12 protein-coding genes are annotated in these 12,291 nt (G+C 31.3%); 5 read left to right on the top strand and 7 right to left on the bottom strand.

Annotated elements, in window-relative coordinates; all coding sequences use genetic code 11:
• Nucleotides 1-94: 94 nt before the first annotated feature.
• Nucleotides 95-961, bottom strand: coding sequence for an HD domain-containing protein (locus tag ACEPXG_RS01365; RefSeq protein ID WP_391206638.1), 867 nt, complete (start codon nt 959-961; stop codon nt 95-97).
• A gap of 247 nt (nt 962-1,208) precedes the next feature.
• On the opposite strand from ACEPXG_RS01365, the gene ACEPXG_RS01360 reads away from it, so the two are divergent.
• Complete coding sequence (locus ACEPXG_RS01360) at nt 1,209-1,892, top strand: hypothetical protein (RefSeq protein WP_391206635.1); 684 nt, start codon at nt 1,209-1,211, stop codon at nt 1,890-1,892.
• Nucleotides 1,893-2,614: 722 nt separating this feature from the next.
• On the opposite strand, the gene ACEPXG_RS01355 is transcribed toward ACEPXG_RS01360, so the two are convergent.
• On the bottom strand, nt 2,615-3,538 hold the full coding sequence (locus ACEPXG_RS01355; protein WP_391206632.1) for a hypothetical protein: 924 nt from the start codon (nt 3,536-3,538) through the stop codon (nt 2,615-2,617).
• A gap of 1,203 nt (nt 3,539-4,741) precedes the next feature.
• Nucleotides 4,742-5,527 carry a hypothetical protein gene (locus ACEPXG_RS01350; protein ID WP_391206629.1) on the bottom strand — a complete coding sequence of 262 codons (786 nt, stop codon included), beginning with the start codon at nt 5,525-5,527 and terminating at the stop codon, nt 4,742-4,744.
• A 332-nt stretch (nt 5,528-5,859) separates the two neighbouring features.
• Here ACEPXG_RS01350 and ACEPXG_RS01345 point away from each other — a divergent pair, with 332 nt between their 5' ends.
• From ACEPXG_RS01345 to ACEPXG_RS01335, 3 genes are all read left to right on the top strand, one after another.
• A complete protein-coding gene (locus ACEPXG_RS01345; protein ID WP_391206627.1) occupies nt 5,860-7,119 on the top strand; it encodes a DNA cytosine methyltransferase in 1,260 nt (419 codons plus the stop codon).
• A 264-nt stretch (nt 7,120-7,383) separates the two neighbouring features.
• On the top strand, nt 7,384-7,878 hold the full coding sequence (locus tag ACEPXG_RS01340) for a DUF3427 domain-containing protein (protein WP_391209720.1): 495 nt from the start codon (nt 7,384-7,386) through the stop codon (nt 7,876-7,878).
• A 593-nt stretch (nt 7,879-8,471) separates the two neighbouring features.
• Nucleotides 8,472-8,954: a hypothetical protein gene (locus ACEPXG_RS01335; RefSeq protein WP_391206625.1), complete on the top strand. Its 483-nt coding sequence runs from the start codon at nt 8,472-8,474 to the stop codon at nt 8,952-8,954.
• A gap of 272 nt (nt 8,955-9,226) precedes the next feature.
• Here ACEPXG_RS01335 and ACEPXG_RS01330 read toward each other — a convergent pair whose 3' ends face one another.
• The gene (locus ACEPXG_RS01330; protein ID WP_391206623.1) at nt 9,227-9,475 is read right to left on the bottom strand and encodes a hypothetical protein; all 249 of its coding nucleotides are present in this window, start codon (nt 9,473-9,475) and stop codon (nt 9,227-9,229) included.
• A 345-nt stretch (nt 9,476-9,820) separates the two neighbouring features.
• Here ACEPXG_RS01330 and ACEPXG_RS01325 point away from each other — a divergent pair, with 345 nt between their 5' ends.
• Nucleotides 9,821-11,023, top strand: a complete 1,203-nt coding sequence (locus ACEPXG_RS01325; protein ID WP_391206621.1) for a YhgE/Pip domain-containing protein — start codon at nt 9,821-9,823, stop codon at nt 11,021-11,023.
• 246 nt (nt 11,024-11,269) lie between these two features.
• On the opposite strand, the gene ACEPXG_RS01320 is transcribed toward ACEPXG_RS01325, so the two are convergent.
• The 3 genes from ACEPXG_RS01320 to ACEPXG_RS01310 form a co-directional block, all read right to left on the bottom strand.
• Nucleotides 11,270-11,590, bottom strand: coding sequence for a hypothetical protein (locus tag ACEPXG_RS01320; RefSeq protein ID WP_391206619.1), 321 nt, complete (start codon nt 11,588-11,590; stop codon nt 11,270-11,272).
• A gap of 196 nt (nt 11,591-11,786) precedes the next feature.
• The gene (locus ACEPXG_RS01315; RefSeq protein WP_391206617.1) at nt 11,787-11,975 is read right to left on the bottom strand and encodes a hypothetical protein; all 189 of its coding nucleotides are present in this window, start codon (nt 11,973-11,975) and stop codon (nt 11,787-11,789) included.
• Between the two features lie 19 nt (nt 11,976-11,994).
• Nucleotides 11,995-12,267: a hypothetical protein gene (locus ACEPXG_RS01310; RefSeq protein ID WP_391206615.1), complete on the bottom strand. Its 273-nt coding sequence runs from the start codon at nt 12,265-12,267 to the stop codon at nt 11,995-11,997.
• Between the last annotated feature and the right edge of the window lie 24 nt (nt 12,268-12,291).

The raw sequence follows: 12,291 nt of genomic DNA, 5'->3' as shown, positions 1-12,291 counted from the left end.
TCATCATAAATACATATATTTTTGCAATAACTTCATGCATTTTCACGTCTTTGAAGTTAATAAGATTTATGGCTTTAAATTTCCTTTAATAAATTCATAATTTTTTCTGGTTCCGTTCAAAATGTTGGAATAGTTCCTCATCTGTCCATCCCATATACTCTTGTAATGCAATACAAAACCCAGCAAGAATAAAAGGAGCATCTGAGTTATTTTGAAATTCGATACCTTTTAAAGTTAAATCCTCTAGTTTCGAACGTGTAGCTTCATAGTCATTTCTGTAAAGTTTATCTGCTTCTTTAGAAATTTCCTGAGCTAGCTTTGTCATCCCGTGATCCCCTAAAGTTTTCAACATAGAATCATGGATTCCATATGCACAGGTAAAAAGAAACGAAACTTCTTTCTTAGAAATATACTCCATTGAGCCAAATACTGCTTTTACCTCTTCCTCTAGTTTTCCAATTAACTTGAATTCTTTTTTTCTAGGTAATAGTGCTTTAACTATACTACTGTAATACCAATATTGATCACGTTTTCCACGATTAAATCTGTCCCAAACTACTTCCCCATGCAACTCAATATCTGCTCGAATGGATCTCAAATTATGCAATTTGTCCGCAGTTATGACTTGTATTTTCTCTATAAAAGCATTTGGCAATGCATTTATAGTATGTTGCTTTCTCTCTTTCCACGGTAAACTTTTATCAGGCTCGGATGCAGCTTTTACTAATTTTGTTACCTTATCTCCAAAGTGCTCCGATAATTCTTCAACAGTGACAGAAGTATCCTCCAATGTATCGTGTAGAATACCTGCGACAATAACTTCTTCTGAGCATTTAAACTGTTGCAAAAGCATGCCAACTGCAAAGGGATGTGCGATGTATGGAATATCTGTTGATTTTCGAGTCTGCCCATTATGTGCTTTAGCAGCAAAATTAATAGCTTTTTCAATAAGTTTCATCATTTAAACTCTCCTCCTATTACAAAAAATCTTGTTTATTCAGAGAATACTTTCTAATCTATCATTCTCTTTTATATCAATTGAAAATATATACATTTGAAGGAACATCTAACTAAAGATACAGGTTCTAAAATAATTTAGAATCGGGTGCCCTACACTACTTCCTTTTTAGGTTGAAATTTATTGAAGCTTTTTATGGATTCAAACGTATTTAATTTATGACATTAATTTAATCTTGGGGGAGTTGTCTATGTTGGATAATTTTATCGACACTTACTATAAACAAAAAGCAAAAAAAGGATATGAGGTGATAGGAAAAAAACTAACCATCCTTTTCATGGGAGATATATTTGCAATTATTGCAGTTTTTATTTACTCAATTATCTCAAAAGATTTGATTGTTTTATTTATAACTCCTTTTTTGTTTATAACTGTTTTTATAATTAATAAAAAAATTGACGGATTATTAATGAATTATTTCAAAAGGAGTGCTCCTGAATTAAAGCAATTTGTGCTCAATTACTTGAAAATCACCTTAGGTTTTAATCATTCTAGTCAGTATAAAGAATTTTCAGTCCAATTACAGCATAAAGGCGAAAAAAACATGAAATCTTATAATTTTTATCCACAGTTGACAATGATTTTGACTGTTATTCTCTTTCTAGGAACTTTAATTGTTCAAGTGTATCAAGAATACTTAATAGGTATAATAATATTTGCTATAATCATTACTCTAATTGTTTTATTCATTAATCCCACGGTAAACCAATTTGTCAGTCTTTTTAGGAATGGTAAACCTCAAAAAATGATAGAGTTAGCAAGTTTTATAAACGAAATTTATTTGGACAAACTAATTGAAGAAAACGTAGTGAAAGAAATTCAGCCAGATATACTAGGAACCTTGAAAAAAAGTAAGAAAAGAAAAGGATCTTAGTGTTGTATCCCTGTGAAATTTACATTTAAAAATTATTTTGGTATTGTTTATGACACATGGACAAATTAATACGATCCATAGTATCTTTTATTTATAAAAACTCCTCTCTTATTGCTTTAGAGAGGAGTTTTTCCAGTTAATATACACTTTTAGGAAACTAACTAAATTGTATTAAAACAGGGGCATTTCATTTTTATCTCGATTGATTATTAATTTTAAATCTCGATACACTTGAAATTACATTACTCATTTTAACCATGTAATCAATCACAAGCCTTGCTCGAAGATAAATAAATAAGTTAAATATTAAATCTAAAATTCGTGTTAAAAAGTATAGCAAACTGACTAAGTATATCCAAATCTTCTTATTCGAGATTTCATATGATTCTTTTCCTATACCTTCATCAATTATAGAAGCTAGTATTTAATAAAAAATAAAAGTAATAGTGATTACCAGACTTAACAAACTTAATAATTCATTCCGTCTACGGTAACACCAATAATATTTTTTAGTACAAAACCTCGCTAAGAAACGACACTTCTCTCCCAGAATGTCATAGGCATTTGCGTCGCAAATTCCAACCGTAAGCGAAGTAAAAAAATTGGAGGATTTAACTTCAATTTTTACATAAAGTCAATTTAGCATTTTATACTATCTGAAAATTAAGGATTATTTAATAAAAAGTTTATTTGAAATATAGTCTATCCACATATATAGTTTTTTATAAACTTATATAAATATAACCCGTCCACGGGTTATTATAAGCATCATATCTCACCTTTAGTGTTTCAGCTTTAATTCTAGCTGTCCCCCCATCAATACAAGCTTGAAATTTAGTACCTCCTTCTTTAATAGCCCAACTAATAAAATCACTCGGGTAAAGTGGATTGACTAAAGTGTTATCATAATAGCGATCTTTACCTCTAGGGATAAATTTAATCCAATGAGATCGGATACTACTCACTGAGGAATAGGACGAATAAATTGGATTTCTCGTCATACTTTGAGTCATATATTCATATGTTTTAAATCCAGTGATTAAATCGTTGTCGAATAAATCACCAAGCAAACCATTAGGTACGCAAGCAAGACTAATTCCCACTAAATCAAAATTAGTATTATCGTCCTCATAAATACATTTTATAAAGTAGGTTAGGGCAGGTAAATTTCTAATAGCATCCTTACAAGGAAGTCTTGGCATATATTTATATCCAGGGAATGAACCAATATTAAAGACCGGTTTATTGCTAAAACTAATTTGATTTTTTTCTACAGTCACCTTATTTTTATCTTGTTTATTTGACTTCATATCAATTGATTTAGCATCAATATTAATTAAAGCATCTTTTGTATAATATGCTAAATCCGAACTTAATGAAGAGTGATATATACCCTCTGGTTTTATTGTTTTATACATATAAAATCGCATAATTCTCTCTAATGCAATGTCAATTTTATTTTTCTTTTGTGAAAATAAACTCAAAGTTGAATAATCCATCTTTATACTTTTTTCTATTTCTCTCAAATCATGTAAAAACTCTGGAGAAGTGAAGGTATTATGTAAAGTATAAAAGTATTTTCTTTCTAAATTTAATATTTCTTTCTGATCTGGTGTTAAAGTAGTACTATTTATTTGTGTTCCCATAGAAATCACCTCTAAAATATTATTAGTATTTTTTATTAGATAAATATTTAATGTTAATTGTTAATAAAAATGAGATTTTGCAAACAACTTTATTTTATCGGTCTTCTGAAACACTCAAGATTTTAACTTGATTAATATCTATCTCCCCCTTATCCTAATTGGCAATATAGTAATAGAAAAAATTAACACTTTGCACTCCATCTATTAGTAATAATAATAAAACAATAATTACCAAATATCTATACCCGCTTTTTGAGATTAATAAATTTAATCTCAAAGTTAGAGCATTACTTTCAGTTAGAGGGTGTTTATTCTAAGGGAACAAGAGTCAGTTGTATCCGATAGAGGTGAACATGAATGCGATTGAAATGAGATTAGATTAGTGGGAGTACCCGTGAAAAAATTACAATCGAAATTATACGCAGTTAAAAACATGGATAAAATGGTATCGTGAAGAGTAAATACACCGTCTTGAACAGCCTGTTGGTAAACAATACACTTTGGGTAAAGGGAAGGAATATGAAAATGAAAGAGCGAAATCACAATCAAAAACTCGTTATTTAAAACAACAGGTTGATATCTTAATAAGTTACGTAGAATTGGAGAGGATGTGGTACCAAAAGTAATTGTGCAGCTCGTAGAAGAACTAAAAATGAATATGCCCATTGGTGAAATCTGTCGACATTTAGGTGTTGGAATGCATCATACTCCCCTTGGAAAAAGAACCTTGGCGTAAGAACAGCCAATTAAGAGCGTGACAAACGTTTTGGGGACTTGTGGCAATTTCATAAACATTGATAAAGCTATTACAAAACCACAAGCATTTATTAAAAAGCAATAAATGAGAAAACAGAAAAAGTAAGGGACCTGCCTATGCTATACACTACTTATTAACACAAGATTTTACAACGAAGATATCATTCGAGAATCTTGTAACAGACATTACTTATTTGCCTTTTGGTCATTCAATGATGAATCCTTTAAGTATTCTAAACTTCTACAATCGAGCATATAAGTACCCAAAAGCAGTAAAAGAAAAAGGAATTGCCATAAGCATGTTCCGTAAAGTCACGACTACTGATAATTCCCCAATCAAAACGTTTCACTCCTCACTAAAGTTCCAAACTTTCTATCTCTATGCACAATGGTGTTTTAATCCTGTCCCAAAAACGATAGTCAGTATCAAATTAAGTCATAGTTTCTTTAATAAATATCACTTTTTGTCATAATAATCTCATCTTGTTCAACTAGATTTGTTATTGTTTTCAATCTTTTTTTAACATTACTATCCATATTTTTATTCCACAACAACACTTTTATACGGTTTTTATCCTCTAAAAGCTCAAATTTCTCACATTGAGAATATCTATATCTCACTTTTCCTGGGTTTTTTCCAGACTGTAGTGGCCTATTTCCATAAACATTATTTAATTCTCCATTCGGCATCGATAACAGTACTATAGTTTGAATACTTAGATCCTTCTCATCGTATAAAATGCAAATAAAATATGTTAAACAAACTTTTTTTTGTCCATTTTTCTTGGTATAAAATGTAGGCAAATTACCTTCATAAGGTCGACTTTCTCCATTTTTTAAATCAATACTACCTCTATAGCTATTTTGATTATTACCAACAAATATACTATTTGTTATATCTCCTAGATTTGATAATGTAACTGTCTTAATATCAATGTGAACATATGCATTATATGTTTCAAAAAACATATCACTTCCAATAGGAGATGAGTTCGGCTGTCCAAATTGATTAAATAACCAATAAAATATTCTTTCCGATCCTACTGCAAAATCCGATGTTTCCTGACCTAAATACTGTTCCCAGTCCTCTCGAATTTCTTCTTTAGTTGCAAAACCCTCTAGCATTTTTTGTTTGTCCAATTCTAAACTATGAAAAATATTCTCTAGATACTCATTTTCCCAAAACTCTATCATCTCTAACGTTAAAGGTAATTTTATTCTGCTTTCTTCCACTTTTTCTTCCCCCACTATACAAATGTAATTCAATTTTCATTTTACCTACCTTTAATAATTATATAGGTTATTTTTCTGAAATAAAGCCAAAAACTAGTATCTTTATTATTTCTCAATTTCAAGTTAACATTAGCAAAGAAAATAGTTTCCTGAAATCTTTAGCTATTTCTTGAAAATTACCGAATAACAAGTTAAAATAGAGAACATAAGTTCTTTATATAAATTTTTCACTTCTCTATTTTTCTAGAAATATTTATTCTCAACATGCCTAATTTGCATTTGCAATGAATTTGAGGTATTATAGAAAAGTAAATAGAAAAAGGATGATAATTATGACTAAGAAAAACCTAATTGCATTGTTTTCTGGCGCTGGCGGAATGGATTTAGGATTCAAAAATGCTGGTTTTAATATTTTATGGGCATGTGATTTTAATAAAGATGCTGTAAACACATATTCAAAGAACATTGGAAATCATATAGAGCTCGTTGACATTACACAAGTTGATTCTAAAGATATACCTGGGGACCCCTATGAAGTTGATGTTATTATTGGTGGTTTCCCTTGCCAAGGGTTTAGTATTGCTAATACTAATAGAAGCATGGAAGACGAGCGTAACTTTCTATATTTAGAAATGCTTCGAATTATTGAAGATAAAAAACCTAAATTTTTTGTTGCAGAGAATGTCAAAGGTCTCATTTCTATGCAAGGTGGACAAGTAATAAAAATGATTATAGATGACTTTAGTAGAATTGGATATTCAGTAGATTTTCGCATTTTAAATGCTGCTAACTACGGAGTTCCCCAAGCTAGAGAACGCGTTATTATTATGGGAAACAGGATTGGTGTAAAAAATACCTTTCCAGAACCAACACATACAGCGCTTCCTAAAGATTATAATTTATTTTCCGATACTTATGATTTACAGCCACACATTACAGTTGCAGAAACAATTGGACATTTGGCAGATGTTGAGATACAAAACGGAAAAATAAATGAATATATAGAAGTAAATAAACAAAAAATATTTAATCATATTGCATCTACAACTGTTCATGATAAATTTTTTGGTAGAAAGTTTGATGTAAACCAAGAAGAAATTTGTGATTACCTAAAGGAATGGCGCAAAATCTCTGGTTGGAGTACAAAGCGGATTGATGAGCATTTTGGCTATAAACATACTGCAGGTCATTGGTTTAGAAAAGATAATAAATCTGGAAGTATCCCAAAACCTTCTGACTGGTGGGAATTAAAAAAGTTACTAGGCTTCGATGATAAATACGATGAACAAGTTACAACTTTTATTGAAAAAGAGATAAAATTTGAACAATCTCTTCGAATTACAAATTGGGACCGCCCGAGTGATACTATTACAGCTACATCTCCTGAAATTCATGTAAATAGACAAAGAAGATTATCAGGTCGTGAATGCGCTATGCTGCAAACATTTCCTAACGATTTCATTTTCACAGGGAGTCTTAATTCTATCTATCGCCAAATTGGAAACGCTGTACCAGTTCTTTTGGCGGAACAAATTGCTATTAAGATAATTGAACAAATTGAATCCAAAGAAAAAGTGGCTATTCAAATATAATTCTACAAAAACCTTGCTCCATGATGGGACAAGGTTTTTTATGTATGAATTATTTATTCCATTCCTAATTAATTTTTATATAGAGAACAACCAATTACTAATCATCAATTTTGAGTAATGAACGTATGGAAGGATGGTATTGTAATTTATTAAAAACAATCGCATGGAGTGAACTGAACTTTTCAACAAGTCATCATTTTTTCTACATTTGCTCTTAATATGCCTTTACAATCAATCTTCCTTCCAATTTAAACACATTCAGCTATCTCATCCTCTTCAAAAAGGTCCAAAATTATTGCAACAAAATATTCACGAAGAGATGCTTGCCGTCTATTAAATTGGGCTAAAGACGATTCATCCACTATATATGGTTATCGAGTAAAGAATGGTACTTGTCCAATTTTCGTAACATACCATAAAAAAGATGAAGTAGACTCAAGTGTAAATTATGGAGATGAATTTTTATCGGCAGACATATTCCGTTGGTTCACACGAAGTAAATTAACGTTAGAATCTAATGAAGTAAAAGCTATTTTGGCAGCTAAACAAACGGGGCTAAATATTCATCTATTCACAAAAAAGGACGATGGTGAAGGTTTTGATTTTTACTATATGGGGACAACTTCTATCGCAGAAAGTAGCCCTAGAGAAGAAGAAATGTTCGATAAAAATGGCAAAATAATTCCCGTAGTTACGATGAATATGGTACTAGAACAACCAGTTCAATATGATATTTATCATTATTTGGTAGAAGAATAGATTCCTTAAAATCCTATACAACTATGCAGGAGTATCTACTTGAGCTATTATGCTTGAAGATACTCCTTCTTATTTTTATATTCATTTCTATAAATAAGTGGGTTGCTCAAGTGAATTCTTTATAAGAACCCCATTTTTCAACCAAAGCTCATATGGATTTGGCCCAATGTAATATAAATGGCAAACCTCATAAAAATCATCATTTTCATTTCTGTATCCAAAAGAATTTGACATAATTGGTTCAGCTAATATGCTTGTTACGTAATCCGGCAGCGGTTCACCCTCAATTTCATCACTGTAAAATCCAACATAGCTTTCTACTATTTCTTCATCATATTAGTTTATTTTATTACCAAGTAACTTAGAAACACCTTCTTGTAAACGGTTCATCATTCGCTTATCCTCCTCGATTTCAAACATTTATGTCGCTCCCTTCAAATTAGCCGTAGCTAACTTTAATCACTCTGTTTTTAAGTAATTTCCCTTCCCTGTTTTTGGCCATCTTATGTATTTTGTATTAGAAGGATTGATGTTAGATGTTCCTGCTGTTAAGCTTAATCTCAATAATTATCTTTTAGCCTGGAGTGTTAATAATGCCAAACTGGTTTGACGGATATACTGAAATTTCGGGAAGCAAAAAGGATTTATTGTCCTTCCTTCGTAGCGGTGTCATACAAGATGGACGATATTTAAACCCTATAATCAAAGGGGATGTTTTAATTTATTCAAAAGATGAGGTTCCAGAAGGTATGTATGTTACTGGAACAGACGGTGCGTTTATTGGTATTAATTCAAAAAGATACAAATTAGAAAAAAATTACCGAGATAACACGTATTATTTTATAGGTGCCTGGGATCAAGCTTGGGGTGTTGCTATCTCTCCAATAGTTGAAATATGTAAACGATACAATATCTCCATCGTTATTGAGGGAGTGGAGCCAATAGTAGGTTTTGAACATTATGTTCACATCAGCTCAGGTGGTGAAGTATTAGAAAACGTTATGAAAGATTATGACACAGTTGATTATAGCGAAAACGAGTTTGACGAATGGGGTCATCCAGTAAAGATAAAATAATCTAAATTTCACCCAATACTAAATACGCTAGCATTGGTTCTTTAGGCATCCAAATAATGATCACAGCTATACTTTCGGAGTAATTATAATCGGCTGTTCCTAAGAATATAAATGGTTAGCTAGCTTCCAGATTCACCTTCGTTCTAAAAGCCACAAAGTTTTTTTGTCATTTTCACATCTTTGCGATTTGGAGATACGACTTAATTTTAAATAAGTCGTATCTCCAAATGTTCAAATATCGAAAAGTTGGTCATTTTTTATCTAATTTGAATTCATGTAAGAACTTTACCTTCATCGTCTTTTATATCTATTAAGTACCGACAAAATGTTTCAATTGCTTCCTTTTCCTCCACTGGCAATCGCATATATTCTTCCTCATGTTGCTCTGATAATTCTTGCAGTTCCTTGTAACAAACTTCTCTTTTTCGTACAGCAACCTTCATCTTTATTGCCTTTTGCTTCGCATCGACTAGATTCATAAATGCATATGTCTGTTCCTCATCTTTTGAAGTGGTAGTCATACCATCTGTATGTTTGTAGAAGTGCTCACCTATTTGCGCAACATAATAAATAATTTTTCCAGTGAATCCAAGATGAACCTCCTTATCTTTAAGAATGACTAATTTTCATTTCTCGTATTTTCAATTTATCCATTATACAACAGATGTCATGATGTATTACCCAAGTCTTCAAAGTGTATGGCTGATTTTCCGAAAACGGGGATTAGTAGTAAGTTATGAATAACTCAAAATATAATTTTCATAATTGCCAAGTAAAAATCTTTTTTTTACACATACTATTGTTTAACAACTATACATACGGGTAAATTCGCCATAACCGTATTTAACTTTTAGGGAGACGATGGCATGAAAGAGATATTAAAAGTAAAAGATACTTGGGCTCCTATATGGATTGTTTCATTACTAATGTTATGCATGACCAGCATTTACTTACCTGTATTTGGTGGTCCATCTCAGAGGTTAACCAATTTTCCGCTTATTATTGTGGATGAGGATACAGGTACGTCTTCTTTCTCTACAGCAAAAGATATTGTAAAAAATCTTATCCAAACCCAAAACGGACATACTTTTCAATGGAGAATCGTGTCAAGTAAAGAAGCCGCACTAAAAGAATTAAAAGATAACCAAGCATATGGTGCCTTAATCATTCCTTCTAATTATTCTCAAGGAATCACATACCTGCATGATGCCCTGATTTCAGGAAAAACAGAAGGAAAAGCCATTCTGTTAGAAGTTTTAATAAACGAAGGTGGAGGTCAGTCTACAACAGCTATTGCCACTAAAGCATTGGAGGCAGTTGCTACCGCTGCTTCATCTAATATTAATCAACAATTACAAAAGGAATTAATCAAAAACGATATACTATTGTCCCCTAAAATAGCCCACCTAATGGATAATCCTATTCAATATAAGATTACAAACGTACTAGGTCTTCCTGAAAACTCTAATAAGGGAATGACTCCTTTTATAATTATTCTTATCACATCCATTTCAGGTCTTATGGGTGTCAATATGGTTAATGGTTACGTTAAAAATATTGTTGCAACACTTAGAAATAAAGAACATCTAATAAGTAACACAAAAGTTCTAATAACGGAGCTTCTATTGGGGGTAATTTTATCTGCAATTGTCGCTTTCATATTGCAATTAGCAGTTTTTATTTTTTTCGGAAGTTCCCATTCCACAAGTATTTGGCTAATTCTTTTATTCACATTTTTATGTTGTATGACGATGTATTTCCAATTTAAGCTTATTGGATTATTTCTTGGTAGATGGGGAATTCTAGTCATGTTCCCGCTTAATATTATGGGGATTTTTTCTAGTGGCGGGGCGGTTCCGATAACCACATTACCGTTTATCCACCGTTTTTTCAGTACGATTTTACCGACTCGGTATATGGTTGATGGGATGCGGGTTCTACTTTATTACGGTGGTAAAATGCAAGCTGGATTTGGAGCAGCCTTATTGGTTATTACAATATTTTTTATCATTTTCTTTGGCTCTTGTGTAGTCATCAATTATAGTACCTATAGAAAAGAACATGTATGATGAAATACCTTATAATATGTCCCAGCGTCCAAAACACAACATTCATGTTTACATGTTTTTAACACAGGACATTATTTAAAGCTTAAAAATCGAAAAGATAGAGTAAGGATCATTAAGAATCCTTACTCTATCTTTTTTGTTTTCAATTTAAATCTTTGCGATTTGGACATACGACTTAATTTTAAATATGTCGTATGGCCAAATATCCAAATGTCGAAAAGTTGATCATTTTTTTGTAAATTGTATTTATATAAGAATTTTATCTTCATCGTCTTTTTTATCTATTAAGTACTGACAAAATGTTTCAATTGCTTCCTTTTCCTCCACTGGCAATCGCATATATTCTTCCTTATGGTGCTCTGATAATTCTTGCAGTTCCTTGTAACTAACTTCTCTTTTTCTTACAGCACCCTTTATCTCTATTGCCTTTTGCTTCGCATCATCTAGATTCGTAAATGCATATGCCTGTTCCTCATCTTTTGTAGTGGTAGCCATACCATCTGTATGTTTGTAGAAGTGCTCGCCTATTTGCACAACATAATAAATAACCTCTTCCAGTGAATCCAAGGGGTACCTCCTTCTCATTAAGAATAACTAGTTTTCATTTCTTGCATATTCAATTTATCCATTATACAACAGGTTTCATGAGATAAGATTATCATTTGAGTTTTTATAGTTCGAAGTAGATTTCTGTAATTTAAATGGGTTTGACACAAACATAATACTTATTACAACCCACAATATATTGTAAGTAGTAATTTCACTATTCCACGTTCTTTAATTTACCTTTTTTTATTGCCCTTCTTATTGAAACAACACCCACAATCGCCATAAGTCCACCCAATATTTTAATTATTATATTATCCATCAGCTCATTGTGAATGGTTATATTTAACAATGTACTTCCAAAGAAAATTAAGATGATACTAATAAAAACTTTTATATATTTCAACGGTTAATACCACCTTATATTATCCCCATGGAGTTATGTTCAATAGCTTTAATGCCGCAAAGACAATTGTTATTAATGATAAAATCACTTCAATAAGGAAATATCTTCTATACTTTTCTTTGTATTTCCAAGAGGCTAATATGAGCATTAAACCAAGAAAAATTAATGAAATACTCTTTAATTTTGGATAAAGAGCAGAAGGTATTATTAATATAAAGATTAATACTAATATTAACTTTTGAATCTTTCTATTACCCAATTCATTTTTGTCCATTTGATTTTCGATATTCATTGCCTCACTCCTCAAAGTTTCTCA

Source organism: Psychrobacillus sp. L4 (genome assembly GCF_042944905.1).
Classification (GTDB): Bacteria; Bacillota; Bacilli; order Bacillales_A; family Planococcaceae; genus Psychrobacillus.
Note: the sequence above shows the minus strand (reverse complement) of the source record. Positions and strands in the feature narration are given on the sequence as shown.